Origin of the sequence: Foetidibacter luteolus (genome assembly GCF_009650435.1) — a bacterium.
Classification (GTDB): Bacteria; Bacteroidota; Bacteroidia; order Chitinophagales; family Chitinophagaceae; genus Foetidibacter; species Foetidibacter luteolus.
This window is the reverse complement of record NZ_VVIP01000091.1, coordinates 1-15,882: the sequence shown is the minus strand read 5'-3', so window position 1 is coordinate 15,882 and position 15,882 is coordinate 1. Positions and strand designations below refer to the sequence as shown.

Here is a 15,882-nt window from a genome sequence, read left to right as displayed (position 1 = left end):
TGGATAAAAATTTAAAGTGTATTTATCACACATTATTTAAAATTCTTAATTTAGAGCCCGCAACACCATCCTTGTCCGATCCCTTTATAAAATGTTTGCCATCATGACAATTGAAACAACTGCTCAAACTGAACAGGGAGTAACCGAAATAACTTTGATAAAAGATGCCGAAAAACTGGTAGCATCTTACCCAAGGGTACCCATAACCGTTGACTGTGTAATTTTTGGCTTTGAAGAAAACGAGCTTAAAGTGCTGTTGATACGCAGCGACCTTGAGATTTTTAAGGGCGAATGGAGCTTTCTGGGCGACTTTGCAGACAATAACGAAGAACTGGACGATGCCGCTTACCGCGTTTTGCGGGAAAGGACGGGTATGGATGATGTGTACCTTGAACAGGTAAAAACCTTTAGCAATCCCAGGCGCCACCCCGGCGGCCGGGTACTTACCGTTGCCTATTGCTCGCTGCTGAATATACAGCACCACCATTTGAAGAAGATGGACAACGAGTTGCACTGGCACAACGTAAACGCCATTAAAACAATGGCTTTTGACCACAAGGAAATACTTACCGAATGCTATAAATGGCTTCAGAAAAGAATACTGGAACACCCGCTCGGCTTTAACCTTTTACCTGAAAAATTCTCCTTACGCGAACTGCAGAACCTTTACGAAGCCATACTGGACACCAAATTAGACAGGCGCAATTTTCGCAAGAAATTCTTTGCGATGGATTTTTTGATTGACACTGGCGAATTTGAAGATGATGTGCCCCACCGCCCAGGCAAGCTGTACCAGTTTAACTTTGACAAGTACGAAAAAACCAAGAGAAAGCTTACCGGCATTGATTTTTAGCCCAATCACACGGCTGTAAAAACCATCATGCCCGATGGGCATGGTAAGAATCATTATGGGCCCGGCAGGAGGAACTGCTATTGGGCGTCCCTTGCGTCGCACTCTTGTACGCCTGGTAATCCTGGGCGGCATTATGTGGCCGTTAATTTTTACGTGTTATCCACTTAATTACCGCCCCCACATTAAAATTTTAACAAAATGGCAAAAAATTTTGGCGGTTTTGTGTAATTTATACACATTTGTTCAAGATTGTGTAAATATTACACTTTAAGCCCAACAAAAAATTGCTTGCTTTATATGAGACTAAACTGCTTTGCCGCCATAACCGCTTTGCCTGGGGTGTATGCAATTTGCTTTGCCTTGCCTTTTGTTAGCGCAAAAACCATCATCAACTTTCCACATAAGTATAAAACTCATTTATTACTGCCTTTGGGCGGGCTACCAGCCTGTGCCCCATAACTGTTTTTTGCCTGAAATATGTATAAACCTTAAATGCTATGATGTATGAAATTGACTAAACTGTTCTTTTCGGTTGTTCTGCCACTGCTATGCCTTTGCCTTCCCGCACTGGCGCAGGACAAGGTTGTTACCGGCAGGGTGACAGACTCCAGCGGCGCCCCCCTTGCGGGTGCAACGGTACTGGTTAAAAGCACCACTATCGGTACACAAACCGGGGCCGACGGGGCTTTCCGCCTGTCCGTTCCGCAAAATGCCACCACATTGCTTATCTCTCACATTAATTACACTGCAAGAGAAGTAAGTATTGGTAATGGCAACATTACAGTGGCCCTGTTGGGTATATCCAACCCTTTGAATGATGTAATTGTGATTGCTTACGGCACCCGTAAGAAGGGAGACCTTACCGGCTCCGTGGCCTCTGTATCTGCCAAGGATTTTCAGAAGGGTAACATCCCATCATCTGAGCAGTTGCTGCAGGGCAAGGTAGCGGGCCTGCAGGTTACAAGCGGAGGAGGTTCTGCCGGTGGGGGCAGCCGCATACGCATACGTGGCGGCGCATCATTAAACTCCAGTAACGACCCGCTGATTGTTATTGACGGGGTACCGGTAGAGAGCAATTCACTGCCCGGATCGGCTAATTTGCTCAACACCATCAACCCCAACGATATTGAGTCAATGAGCGTGTTGAAAGATGCGTCTGCAACAGCCTTATACGGCGCCAGGGCATCTAATGGTGTGATTATCATTACCACAAAAAAGGGTTACAGGGGAAAAGTAAAGTTTAACTACAACACTATGGTATCTTCTGCCAATGTAGCCAAACAGGTAGATGTACTGTCTGCAGATGAGCTAAGCAGTATTGTGATTGACGATGCAAATACAACAGGCAGCAATGCATACAAAGATTTGTTGGGCACTGCAAAAACCAACTGGCAGGATGAAATATACCGCAGCGCTGTTGGTTACGATAATAACCTTAGCGCTACCGGAAGCATTGGCACCGTACCTTTCCGTATTTCGGTAGGCTACCTTAACCAGGACGGCGTTTTACAAACTAACAATTTTAAGAGGCTTTCCTCTTCTTTAAACCTTAACCCCAAATTCTTTGATGACCATTTATCTGTTAACCTGGCTTTAAAAGCCAGCAGAACAAGCAACCGCTTTGCAGATGAGGGGGCTATCGGGTCTGCTGTTTCCTTCGACCCTACAAAGCCGGTAATGGACGATAAATCGCATACAGTAAATTTTGGCGGTTACTACGAATGGCGCCAGAACAACGACAGCGCCATAGACCTTTCCACCCGCAACCCCATTGGCCTTTTGAATTTAAGGCACAATACTTCTAATGTTAACAGGCTTATTGGAAACATACAGTTTGACTACAAACTGCATTTTTTACCAGACCTGCACCTGCAGGCCAACTTTGGGCTTGACAATACAAAAGGTTCAGGTAATGATAATATAGATTCCTTATCTGCCACCAACTACAAAACCGGTGGAAGAAGAACTTACTACCAGCAGAAAAAGCAAAATACACTTGCTGATGTTTCATTGTTTTACGCAAAGGATATAAAAAGCCTGAAAAGCAAGTTTGATGTTTTGGTGGGCCACACCTACCAGGATTTTACTACCAATGTTAATAATTACGCCGCATTTAGCTATAGGGCAATAGCCGATGTAAATAACCCCGGTAAAAAAGATACCATCCAGGGTTCAGAGCCGGTATTCCTGACTGATAAGCCGCAATATCGCCTGGAGTCTTACCTGGCAAGGGTTAACATAACCATCGCGGATAAGTACCTTCTTACCGGTTCATTGAGAAGAGATGCCAGCTCTAAGTTTGCCCCCGAAAACAGGGTGGGCTACTTTCCCGCCTTTGCCGCAGCATGGAAACTGCGTGAAGAATTTTTCCAGATGATACCTGCCGTTACTGAGTTAAAGCTCAGGCTGGGCTGGGGCATAACCGGGCAGCAGGATGGCATAGGCTATTACTCTTACCTGCCCAGGTACACCAGGAGCAATGTATCTGCTCAATATTTATTCGGTGACACTTATTATTCTTATTTGCGCCCGGAAGGATATGACAGGAGCTTGAAATGGGAAACCACCACAACCTCTAACGTTGGTATTGATTTTGGATTTCTCAACAACAGGATATCAGGCAGTGTTGACTACTACTTCAAAAAAACCAAAGACCTGTTAAGCGAGGTGCCGGTAGCCCCAGGCGCCAACTTTGTAAACAGGATTACCATTAACGTAGGCAATATGGAAGTGAGGGGTGTAGAATTTACCCTTAACACAACACCTGTTAAAACCACCAATTTCTCCTGGGACTTTGGCTTTAACTATACCTATAATACCTCTAAAATTACCAACCTGTTAAAACAGCAGGACGCTAACTTTAAAGGCATTGATGTGAGCGGTATCAGCGGCGGTACAGGCAACAACGTGGGCAAACATTTTGTAGGCTACGCCCCATATACCTTTAATGTATACAAACAGGTTTACGATTCAAAAACAGGGCTTCCTATTGAGGGGTTGTATGAAGACATTAACCGCGATGGTATTGTTAACAACGATGACAGGTATTTTTACAAGAAACCTGCCGCTGATGTACTGCTGGGCATTAATACACAGCTTACTTACAAACAGTTTAGCCTAAGCCTGGCAGCACATGGATATTTTGGCAACTACCTGTACAACAACTATCACTCAAACAGTGGTGTGCTAAGGGCCATTAAAAACCCAATCAACTTCATTGGCAATGTTTCCGGCAACTATCTTGAAACACGTTTTGAAAACAACCAATACCTCTCTGATTATTACATAGAGAATGCCTCTTTCCTGCGGTTGGACAATATCAATTTTGGTTACAATGCCGGCAAAGTGTTTAGCAACAAAGCCAGCTTAAGAATTGCGGCGAGCATCCAAAACGTTTTCATCATCACTAAATATAAAGGGTTAGATCCTGAAAATGCAAGTGACTCGGGAGTTGATAACAACATCTATCCACGTCCCCGCATTTATTCACTTGGCGTAAACCTTGATTTTTAGTAATTGAAAAATTGACACAATGAAAAGTATTAAAATAAGAAACATCTTTATAGCGTGTGTGGCCGCGGCTACAGTATCGTCATGTGCCAAAAAGCTGGACCTATACCCGCAAAATGATTTAACGCCGGCAACCACTTACTCAACTGCAGCCGGTTACAAAAGCGTATTGGCAAAAGTGTATGGCGGCCTTGCCAGCACTGGTAACACAGGCCCGGCAGGCAGCTCTGATATACAAGGGCTTGACGAAGGCTCCCAATCTCCATTTATCAGGGGTTTCTTCAACTGCCAGGAATTACCTACCGATGAAGCGGTAGTTGCCTGGAACGACCAGACCATCAAAGATTTCCATGGCTTAAAATGGAGCAGTTCCGATCCTTTTTTATTGGGCATGTATGCAAGGCCCATTTATAACATCACCATCAGTAACGAGTACCTGCGGGAATCTACAGATGATAAGCTTGCCTCCCGTGGCATTACCGGCGCCGAGGCAACAGATATTAAAAACTCAGTTGCGGAAGTGAGGTTCTTAAGGGCATTTAACTACTGGGTAATGTTGGATCTGTTTGGCAAATCAACCTTTATTACTGAAGAAAATGCCATAGGCACGGACCTGCCAAAAGAAATTTCCCGTAAAGACCTTTTTGATTACATAGAAAGCGAATTGCTGGACATAGAATCTAAAATGGCCGCTGCCAAAACTGCCGAATATGGCAGAGTGGATCAGGCTTCAGCCTGGGCTTTGCTGGCGCGGTTGTACCTGAATGCAGAAGTGTACACCGGTACTGCAAGGGCCGCAGATGCGCTTACCTATGCAGAAAAAGTTATCACAGCCGGTTATGAGCTGCAACCGGAATACGCAAGACTGTTCATGGCTGATAACGAGACGCAGAAAAACGAATTTATATTCGCCATAACCTGCGATGGCCTGCGCACCCAGTCTTATGGCAACACTACCTTCTTTGTGCATTGCGCTTCAGGGGATGATCATTCGGATTTTGGCGTAAGCGGCGGCTGGTATGGTTACAGGGCAACATCGGCCCTGTCTGCAAAATTCAGCGATCCTACAGGCGGTACTGATAAAAGAGCAAGGTTTACCACTTCAAAATACGGTACAGGCGCTTCGCAGATAGTGATAAATGATATCAGCGATTTCAACAACGGTGTACACGTAAACAAGTACAGGAATATCCGTTCCGATGGCAACCCTGTTTCAGACACTAAACGAGATTTTGCTGATATTGATTTCCCTGTTTTCCGCCTTTCTGAAATGTACCTGGTGTATGCCGAAGCGCAGTTACGTGGCGGTGGCGGCAGTGCAGCCAAGGCTTTGGAATACCTGAATAAAATAAGGTACAGGGCTTATGGCCAAAGCTACGGCCCCGGAAATGTGGGTGAATTAAAAACGGCTGATTTATCGTTGCAACTGGTGCTGGATGAAAGAGCAAGGGAATTGTATTGGGAGGGGCACCGCCGTACAGACCTTATCCGTTACGGGTTGCTTACTACCGGCACTTACCTGTGGCCCTGGAAAGGGGGTGTGGCATCCGGTACCGGCGTTGATGCCAAATACAATATTTATCCTGTACCGGCATCCAATATAACAGCGAATCCTAACCTTACCCAGAACACAGGGTATTAATTATCATTAAAATTTTTGCAATGAAAAATATTATTCAATCTATAACGCTCTCACTCCTTGCAGCAGTTATGCTGTTATCATGTGAGAAAGATGAAAACCAGGTTTTCCTGGAAGGGGGTACCCCGCCTGAACTCACAGCAGTGACGAATGCGACGACTGATTCAATTAATCTCAACTTTGCAGACGCAGATAAATCCGCTATCTCATTAAACTGGACAAATCCTGATTATAGGTTTACAACCGGCGTAAGTTCACAGGATGTGTCATACCTTATTGAGATAGATACAGTTGGCGCCAGCTTCTCTAATCCCCAGAAGCAAACCGTTGCGGTTAGCAAAGAGTTGGGCAAATCCTTTAAGGTATCAGAGATTAACGACTATTTATTGAACCAGTTGCAGTTGGTACCCGGCATTCCTCACCAGATTGAGATAAGGGTTAAATCAAACCTCGTTAATAATTCAGCTACCTTAAGTTCCAACGCCCTGTCGTTTCGGGTAACACCTTATGCCATCCCTCCAAAAGTAGCCCCGCCAACAACAGGAGAACTTTTCCTCGTAGGCGATGCAACAGATGGCGGTTGGGATAACCCTGTACCGGTTCCTTCCCAGCAATTTACCAGGGTTAGCGAAACATTGTATGAATTAACCGTTCCGTTAGCCGGTGGCAAGCAATACCTTTTCATCCCGAAAAATGGCGATTGGGGCAACAAGTTCGCATGTAAGAAAACCGCAGACCAAAGCGCCGATGGCGGAGATTTTGGGTTTAACTGGAGTGATAACTTCCCGGGCCCTGCCGCAGGCGGCACTTATAAAATACAGGTAGATTTTCAGCGGGGAAAATACACTGTCACCAAACAATAAATACGAACCTTAATCAACCTGTTACACATTTAAAACTGTGTTATGAAAAAATTAATCAACTTTTTATTAACTGCAACCACTCTGGCTATGCTCTTTGTAGCATGCCAGAAGGTTAAAGACCTGCCCTTTTACGACAACGGCACGGCCGTTACCCTGTCTTCTTCTGTTACCTCGGTAGCGCCGGCACCGGCCGACTCTCTGAACAATGTCATCAGCTTTGCCTGGACAGACCCGGCCTATGCCTCTGACAGCAGTACCTTTAAATACGTGCTGGAAATAGATTCTGCAGGCAGAAATTTCAGCAATAAAATAACCAAAGAAGTTATTGGCCAGCGCAATACATCACTTACCGGTAAAGACCTGAACGTTATATTGCTTAACTATGGTTTTGCGCCAGGTACTGCCTGCAACCTCGATTTTCGTGTACTGTCATCTTACGGTAATAACAATGAGCAATACAAATCCAATGTTATCAATGTAATGGTTACTCCCTATGGCGATTCTTCCGTTTTAACCAGCTCTGTGGAATCGGCCGTATGCGAATTGAATACAGCCTCGCAAAAGGCGGTTGACTTTAACTGGTCAGCCTCATTTAATGGCTACAGCGGTACTGTTAACTACGTGATAGAATACGATTCTGTGGGCAAAAATTTTGCCGCACCTAAGGAAATTGCGGTAGGCAGCTCTTTATATACAAAGGCGCTTACGCAAGGCGAGTTGAATGAAACAGCCCTTAACTCCGGCGTAGCTGGTGGCGAAGAAGGTAAGATTGAATACCGGGTAAAAGCATCAACCTCATTTGGCGCTTCGGTTTATTCTAATGTGGTTGCCATTACCATACAAAGCTACTTTCCGTTGCTTAGGTTTTACATGCCGGGCGGTTACCAGAATGCTACTGGTAACGGTAACGACTGGGACCCTGGTACTGCGCCTGAATTTGTAAGGGATTTACGCAGCAGCGTATTCAACGATATGTATTACATGTACATTTATTTGCCTGCAGGGGCCAAGTTCAAAATTACGCAAGGGCGTTCATGGGATGTAAACTACGGTGGCAGCGGAGGGGTTTTATCAGCAGGAGGTGCAGATATTGGTGTTGGCGCCGATGGCTTTTACCGCATTTCCATTAACCGCAAAACCATGCAGTACGATATACGCGAAGGCCGTATGGGCTTTGTGGGTGGCGCTACCGGCGCGGGCTGGAACCCGCCGAATGTTTTCCCCGCCTATGCGTTGGGCAATGTGGGCACCAACCTTTTCCTGGGCGTAACAGACCTGGCGGCCGATGGCTGGAAATTGATTGACAACGATCAGTGGAACAACGGCAGCAATGCGGTGGATGAAACAAGAAGCTATGGCTCCTCCGGTAGTAGTGGCAGCGAACTGGAAGTTAACGGCGCTAACTTTCCCAATGTTACCAGCGCAGGCAGGTACCGCGTAATATGGGACGGCCGCAATGTTGATAAAGTAGTATATGAAATGACCCCCGCCACAGAAATGCGTATAGTTGGCGACGGCATTGATGGCGTTAACGCATGGGACCCGGGAGCAAGCCCGCAAATGACATATATGGGCAAAGGCAAATGGCAGCTTACCCTCAAACTGCTGGGCGGCAAAGACATTAAGTTCCTGGCTGGTAATGCATGGGGTGCTTTTGACTATGAAGACAATAGTGGCGGTAGCAATGCTACCGGCGTTGCCCGTAAAACAAAATGGGATGGCGGCGACAATTTTAAAACACCTGCCGCAGGCGGTACATATACTGTTGTGCTGGATGAGCAGGCGCAAACAGTTACCATTAACCCGTAGTTCTGTTAAGGTTTATACTTCAGGGGCTGCCACTATGTGGTGGCCCTTTTTGTTGGTATACTGCATGTAATTGCCAAGCTGTCAGCCTTATACTTTTTGGTATTTTCTTTGTTAACCATGGTTTCGTTGCGGATTATCACAAAAACCTGCAATGCCTGTACATTACACGAAATGCCTTGCCGCCACTGGTTATACAGTACAAGAGTGCGACGCAAGGAACGATTCACAAACAGTCAAAAGCTGACATCCAAAAAATAAATACTATGCAAAAAGGACAGATAAGGGTTCAAACGGAGAACATCTTTCCTATCATCAAAAAATTTCTTTACAGCGAACATGAAATTTTTCTGCGGGAGCTGATAAGCAATGCCGTAGATGCTACCCAAAAACTGAAAACCCTTTCCTCTATAGGCGAGGCAAGGGGAGAGCTGGGCGAACTGCGCATTGATGTAGAGCTGGACGCTAAAGAAAAAACCCTCAGCATTATTGACCGTGGCATCGGCATGACCGCTGAAGAGGTGGACAAATACATTAACCAGGTGGCTTTTAGCGGCGCTGAAGAGTTCCTGGACAAATATAAAGATGCCAACATCATCGGCCATTTCGGGCTGGGCTTCTACAGTGCGTTTATGGTGAGCGATAAGGTAGATATTTACACCAAGAGCTTTAAAGATGCCAATGCGGTGTTTTGGAGCTGCGACGGAAGCCCCGAATTTGAGCTGTACGAAATTGACAAAACAGACCGCGGTACCAAAATAGTGTTGCACATTAACGAGGAAAGCAAAGAATTTTTAGAAGCGCACCGCATTAAAAGTATACTGGAAAGGTTCTGTAAGTTTTTACCGGTTCCTATCTATTTCAGGGATGTTGCCGAAGAAAAGAAGGAAGGCGAGGAAGAAAAGGCCATTAACAACACCAACCCTATATGGGTTAAAAAGCCTTCTGAGCTAACTACCGAAGATTACCAGAATTTTTACAAGGAATTGTATCCCTTTGGCGAAACCCCGCTGTTCTGGATACACCTGAATGTGGATTACCCCTTTAACCTTACGGGTATCCTTTACTTCCCCAAAATAAAGCAGAGCTACGAAATACAGAAAGACAAGATACAGTTGTACAGCAACCAGGTTTTTGTAACAGATGAAGTAAAGGACATTGTGCCTGAGTTCCTGATGCTGCTGCACGGCGTTATAGACAGTCCGGATATTCCGCTGAATGTAAGCCGCAGCTACCTGCAGGGCGACCCTAACGTAAAGAAAATCAACGCCCACATTACCAAAAAAGTGGCCGATAAACTGGACGAGATCTTCCGCAACGACCGCAAGGCGTTCGAAGAAAAATGGGAAAGCCTGGGCCTGTTTGTTAAGTACGGTATGATGACGGATGACAAGTTTGCTGAAAAAGCCAACAAGTTCCTGGTAATGGAAGACAGCAGCCCCGCCGCCGTTGAAGAAGGACAGGAAGCCCCTTCAAAATTCTTTACCCTGGAGGAATATAAGATAGCCACAGAAACGCTGCAAAAAAATAAAGATGGCAAGCAGGTAATCATTTACACTACCAACCCCATACAGCAGGATGCTTACATACAAGTTGCCACAGCTAAGGGTTACAAAGTGGTAAAAATGGAAACACTGGTTGATGCTGCCTTCATCAACAACATGGAAATGAAATGGGAAAACGTCCATTTCGTTAGGGTGGATGCGGACATAGCCGACAACCTGGTAGACAAACAGGAACATGACAGCAGCGTGCTTAATAAAGACGAGGAAGCAAAGCTGAAAGACCTGTTTGGCCTGCAAATTCCCGAATTGCACGTTACGGTTGAAGTAAAAGGCCTTAGCCCCAATACAGCGCCTGTTGTAGCAACACGCCCTGAATTTATGCGCCGCATGAAAGACATGGCGGCCATTGGCGGCGGCATGGCTTCTTTTTACGGCAACATGCCCGACGAAGTAACGCTTACCGTAAATGGCAACCACCCCATTTACCAAAGCCTGCTAAAAGAAGAGCAGAAAGACAAGCAGGAAAAACTGGTACGCAACCTGGCCGACCTGGCATTGCTATCGCAGGGCCTGCTCAAGGGCAACGACCTTACCAACTTCATCAACCGCAGTGTTGACTTGATGCAGAACGAAAAACAGGGCCTGGTTGTTGAAGCATAATTAACAGCAACATATATAAAACATAAAGGCAGCCGCATGGCTGCTTTTATGTTTTAGGGAAGAGTTTTCAGGGCGTGTCCCGGCCCATGCAGAGGCAATGCACAAAGCCAACCCTTCCTGCAGGTCCGGGCCGGGTTCGCTGCAAGTCCTCACCACCTCCGCTAAGGCTGCGGTGGTTGCGGGCTTTCCGCTTCAATCCCTCACGCGGCATCCGCTGGCTGTTCAACATACCGGTACGTTTGATGCGTGAATGGCTGAAATAATATCTTTCCTTTCTAATTGATGTGGTAAGAGATTGAGAAGCAGGTAACCCCGTGAAAATAAAAAAGGGCCTGCATAGAAATGCTGCCCCGTTTTTTAATCCAATATCCTATGAAAAACCTGCTGTATGTTTTCAACTGTCATGCCAGTAGCAGCAGGTGTTCAAAATCAATAACTTATGATTCTTTTTAAGCTTGTTATTCCGTTTTATAGAAAGCCTGTTCCCATATCTGGAAAAAAGTTTTATGAAACTTGTTGTTGCCTCAACCCTGCTTTATGGCCTGATATAGCAAAATACAGAATGAACAAATAACAGGGCACCATTAAAAGATATGCCTGCTGGGTATTCCATACTTCTGAGAGTTTAGCATAAGCTAATGGCAGTAATGCCCCGCCGCAAATGGCCATAATTAAAAGCGCCGAGCCGGTTTTGGTAAACTTTCCCAGGCCGTTTATGGCCAGCGGAAAAATTGCCGGCCACATAAGCGAATTGGAAAGGCCCAGTAAAGCAATAAAAACAACAGAAGCATAGCCGGTAGTAACTACCGCAAGAATCGTAAAAATTACTCCTGAGATGGCGCAGAATTTTAAAGCAGCTTCCTGGGATATATATTTGGGAATAGTGGCAATACCGGCTATATATCCTATAAGCATACAGGCAAGTGTGCCTTGTGTAAAATACCTGGCCGTAGAAAGAGGGATACCTAAAGATTTGCCATAACTGATAATTGTATCACCCGCCATAACCTCTACCCCTACATAAAAAAACAAGGCCAGCACACCCAATACCAGGTGGGGAAACTGTAAAACATTCGTTTTTTGAGGCAAGGCACTTTCGGCATTTTCATCTTCCTTTCCGTCATCAATATCTGGCAGGCCCGATTTTAAAACTGCTATTGAAGTAAGTACCAACACCACAGAAATAATTATGTAAGGCACAATTACACGCCCCGAAAGTTCGTCCAGCAGGGCATTTTTTTCCTGCTCGCTAATGGTTAAAAGCTTTTGCTCAAGGGCATCAGCATCGCTTAAGGCAATATAACCAAAAATTAGCCCAGCTATTATGCCGGCAACTTTGTTACAGATACCCATTATGCTGATACGTGTTGCAGCACTTTCATGGGGCCCGAGAATAGAGGCGTACGGGTTTGATGCTGTTTGCAGAAGTGCTAAACCGGTACCAATAATAAACAGGCCAACCAGGAACATCGGAAAACTCCTCGCCTGGGCAGCAGGTATAAACACCACAGCGCCGACGGCCATGATAAAAAGCCCTAAAGCCATCCCTTTTTTATACCCTACTTTCTTCAATATCAGTGATGATGGCAAGGCCATAATAGTGTATGCAATAAAAAAAGCGGTGGCAACAAGGTAAGATTGAACGTCTGATTTAAGCTGGCAGGTAATTTTGAGATAAGGTATTAAGGTTCCGTTAACCCAGGTAACAAACCCGTAAATGAAAAATAAGACACCTATAATAATAAGTGGCCCCGCGTAATTTTTTTTCTCTGAAACCGGCGCCGCTTTCGCCTGTAGTGTTGCTGACATGAAGGATGATGATTTTTTTATATACAAGAATGCCAAGTTACTTGTAATATCTTATAACATTTCTATTAAAACGTTTGCGTGAAAATCTAATGTGTTAGGCGCTGAAAAAGAGGCAATGAGAGAACAATAAAACTTATTTGGTTTAATTACAAAGACGAAAAATCAGGCGAACAAACCTTAGTTATCAAAGTGTTATGAGAAAAAATGTCCCTGAAACTTATATAGCGTATAAACTAATATGTAGGAAACCAGGAGAGCAGGCACCGAATTGAATATCTATCGCCGCTAACCTTCCAACAGCATATCACTGTAACTTTTGTCAATCAGGTCAGCTTCCTGTATGTCAAAGGCTTTCATAAGCTTCCGGCATTGAACATGTAGTTCTTCAACCGTTTTCTCCGGCGCAAGCAGGTTGCCGGCCTCAATTTCTACAAAATTGCCAAGGCCTTCCAATTCGTCAAGGTGAACTTTTACATTATGCAGGTAAAATATGCGGCGGGTTTTCTTTACAATGGTTTTAATACCCAGTGCATCGGATAGCAGGTTTTCCAGGGCTGGGCCGTCTTTAAAGGCAACAAGCTGAAAATCTGACTGTTTGGGGCCCTTTTGATTATCACGGCGGTAAAAAATCAGGCTATTTTCAATATTGCCCTGCCTTAATTTAAGCCGGCCATCCGGTACATTGAAATAGGTATCCTGCTGGTAATCGGTACCAACATAACGGGCATTGTGCGCAAACAAAAATGCTTCCACCGTTTCAAGGTGAAAGCATTTCGCTTTAATTTCAACGTTGATATGATTCATAAAAATTCAACGGAACGTAACTGAGGTAATCCTTTCCGGCCTTTTGCCGGTAACTTAAGCCATTTCCAGTTTGGCCCTTTGCCTGGTAGCCTTAGCTTTAACAGGGGCAGGTTCTGCCTTCTGAAAACGCATCGCGGTCCACACATGGTCCAAAGCAATCTGGGTTACAGCCTCGAAGCCGTTATCGCTTAAAATCTGCCAACTGCAATCGCGGTTTAAATCACTTGCAATTTTGCTGGTAGTTTTAGGATAAGCCACCCATAATTTGCTTTCGCCATGTAAAGCGGGGAATACATCATTTAAGATGTTGCACATTTGATTGTGGTTTACTGAAAAAACCAGTGCAAAATCAATTTTCCTGCTTTTGAGGAGCGGCGTTACATTTTTGGAATAAGAGAGCTTAACAAACTGTTTTTCAATAGAGGAAGGAAGACCTTGGATCAGGAGATTCTTTTCATCCTGCAATTGTAACTTTTCAAAAAAACTTTGTTGTGTAGACATCCTTAAAAATTAATTGTGGTTTTTAAAGAATAGGATTGCAAAGGTAGAGTATACTACCGGTACACAAAAGAAAAAAGCCCATCTTTTTTGCTAAAATGGGCTACCAGCCTGTATTTTGAGGCGAAAAGTTACTTTTTAGAGCCTGTCATCGGCTTGTAATAATCCCGTACAGTTTCATCCATGATGCTTTGTAACTGGTTGATCCTGGTTTCATCCGCAGGGTGGGTGCTTAAAAATTCAGCCGGTTTTTGCCCGCCAGCTTTGGCCATTCTTTGCCAAAATGGTATGGCTTCCCGTGGATTGTAACCGGCTAAGGCGCTAAAGCGAAGACCAAATTTATCCGCCTCCAACTCATTAGACCTGCTAAAGGGCAACATAACGCCTACATTACTGCCAATGCCATAAGCGTTCATAAACAGGTTTTGGGTGGCGGCAGGTTTATTCGCTAATGCAACCTGCAACGCTACCCCACCCAATTGCTGGGCCAGGCCCTGGCTCATACGCTCTTTTCCGTGTTTGGCCAGCGCATGGGCTATTTCATGGCCCATTACCACAGCCAGCGCAGGCTCAGTTTGTGTAACCGGCAATAAGCCTGTGTAAACAACGATCTTGCCACCCGGCATACACCAGGCATTTACATCTTTACTGTCTACCAAGTTGATCTCCCAGGAATAGTTGGCCAATTCGTTGGAAAGGCCCTCCTTTTTATAATATTCCTGGATGGCAGTGATAAGCCTGTTTCCTACACGCCTCACCATTTCCGCATCTTTACTGGCAGATGGGGAAATAACTTTGCTTTGCGATAAAAACTGCTTGTATTCTGAAACGGCCATGTTCTGAACCTCGGCATCGGATACAAGGGATAATTGGTTTCTGCCGGTAATGGCATTTCTGGAACATGCGATAACTGCTACGGACAAAACAACAGAAAGAATAAAGTATCTGCTTTTCATACTGGGTAATTATTTATCAATATCAATTTCAATATCTGTACCAAAGGTAATTGAGTACGGCGTGAAAACAACAATTAATGGGTAACGTAACAGGCAAAAAGTATACTGAAGAGAGCACAAACCTTTACAGTAAGGGGTGCCCGATTTCCCAATGAAGACCGAACGGATCCTCAATACGGCCCAGGCGCCAGCCATGGCTTTCCCCCACCGGAAAGATTTCTTTTGCACCAGCGCTGGTGGCGCTGGCAAAAAGCTCATCAGGGTTGTTTACAGTAAGTATCATTCTTACTGTGCTGCCACCTACCGGCCCTTGAACAGTTGCGGCATCTTCAGCGCTGCTTACCCAAAATTCAGCCTGGCCAATAGCAAGTTTTGCTACCAGGCCTCCGCCGGGTATTTCAAGCCGGTAAGTTTCAACAGCATGGAAAGCATTTTTATAAAACGCCACCGCGGTTGTAGCATCTGCCACGGTTAACCAGGGCGCAATGGATATTTGTATAGCTGGGGCCGAATTTTGGGGAGAAGAACTCATATAGCTTGTTTGAAGGCTTGAAGCTATTTAAAAAGATTGGCCCCGCATAATAACGGGTTTAGTAAATACCAATGGCACCGTGGGATTTGTAAAGTTGCGCAACGGCGGCCTATTGTTACGCGATTTTAATGTAAAGGAGGTTGCTGTCTTGTACCACTTTTTGTGTAATGGACCGGTTAACATATCACCCCTACGGGGTTCCACTTCTCATAGCTTTTACCTGCTACTAACATACCGCCCCGATGGGGCTTAACTGTTCAATGTTTGTTTGTTCAAAGTTTAATGTTAGCAGCGGGAGTTTGTTTTCTTCTGTAGTTTATCAACTGAACAGACCATTAGGTTTTTACCCTTTAACAGACCGGTATCCAGCTACCTGTAACCGGCAACTGTTCAATGTTTGTTTGTTCAAAGTTTAATGTTAGCAGCGGGAGTTTGTTTTCTTCTGTA

11 protein-coding genes are annotated in these 15,882 nt (G+C 44.9%); 6 read left to right on the top strand and 5 right to left on the bottom strand.

The window, feature by feature from the left end; translation table 11 throughout:
* The first annotated feature begins 103 nt into the window (after positions 1-103).
* The 6 genes from F0364_RS27000 (at position 104) to htpG (ending at position 10,836) form a co-directional block, all read left to right on the top strand.
* Positions 104-853, top strand: coding sequence for an NUDIX domain-containing protein (locus tag F0364_RS27000; protein WP_153800939.1), 750 nt, complete (start codon positions 104-106; stop codon positions 851-853).
* A gap of 504 nt (positions 854-1,357) precedes the next feature.
* A complete protein-coding gene (locus F0364_RS26995; RefSeq protein WP_153800938.1) occupies positions 1,358-4,366 on the top strand; it encodes a SusC/RagA family TonB-linked outer membrane protein in 3,009 nt (1,002 codons plus the stop codon).
* Between the two features lie 19 nt (positions 4,367-4,385).
* Positions 4,386-6,005: a RagB/SusD family nutrient uptake outer membrane protein gene (locus tag F0364_RS26990; protein ID WP_153800937.1), complete on the top strand. Its 1,620-nt coding sequence runs from the start codon at positions 4,386-4,388 to the stop codon at positions 6,003-6,005.
* A 20-nt stretch (positions 6,006-6,025) separates the two neighbouring features.
* Positions 6,026-6,865 (top strand): SusE domain-containing protein, encoded by an 840-nt coding sequence (locus F0364_RS26985; protein WP_153800936.1) that lies wholly within the window; start codon positions 6,026-6,028, stop codon positions 6,863-6,865.
* A 42-nt stretch (positions 6,866-6,907) separates the two neighbouring features.
* Positions 6,908-8,674: a SusE domain-containing protein gene (locus tag F0364_RS26980; protein WP_153800935.1), complete on the top strand. Its 1,767-nt coding sequence runs from the start codon at positions 6,908-6,910 to the stop codon at positions 8,672-8,674.
* Between the two features lie 263 nt (positions 8,675-8,937).
* Positions 8,938-10,836 carry a molecular chaperone HtpG gene (htpG, locus tag F0364_RS26975; protein ID WP_153800934.1) on the top strand — a complete coding sequence of 633 codons (1,899 nt, stop codon included), beginning with the start codon at positions 8,938-8,940 and terminating at the stop codon, positions 10,834-10,836.
* Positions 10,837-11,340: 504 nt separating this feature from the next.
* On the opposite strand, the gene F0364_RS26970 is transcribed toward htpG, so the two are convergent.
* The 5 genes from F0364_RS26970 to F0364_RS26950 form a co-directional block, all read right to left on the bottom strand.
* Entirely contained in the window at positions 11,341-12,645 is a 1,305-nt protein-coding gene (locus tag F0364_RS26970; RefSeq protein ID WP_153800933.1) for a sugar MFS transporter, read from the bottom strand.
* Positions 12,646-12,930: 285 nt separating this feature from the next.
* On the bottom strand, positions 12,931-13,449 hold the full coding sequence (locus F0364_RS26965; RefSeq protein ID WP_153800932.1) for a class IV adenylate cyclase: 519 nt from the start codon (positions 13,447-13,449) through the stop codon (positions 12,931-12,933).
* A gap of 54 nt (positions 13,450-13,503) precedes the next feature.
* Positions 13,504-13,950, bottom strand: coding sequence for a hypothetical protein (locus F0364_RS26960; protein ID WP_153800931.1), 447 nt, complete (start codon positions 13,948-13,950; stop codon positions 13,504-13,506).
* Positions 13,951-14,078: 128 nt separating this feature from the next.
* Positions 14,079-14,903: a M48 family metallopeptidase gene (locus tag F0364_RS26955; RefSeq protein WP_153800930.1), complete on the bottom strand. Its 825-nt coding sequence runs from the start codon at positions 14,901-14,903 to the stop codon at positions 14,079-14,081.
* A 124-nt stretch (positions 14,904-15,027) separates the two neighbouring features.
* Entirely contained in the window at positions 15,028-15,435 is a 408-nt protein-coding gene (locus tag F0364_RS26950) for a VOC family protein (RefSeq protein ID WP_153800929.1), read from the bottom strand.
* Positions 15,436-15,882 lie beyond the last annotated feature (447 nt).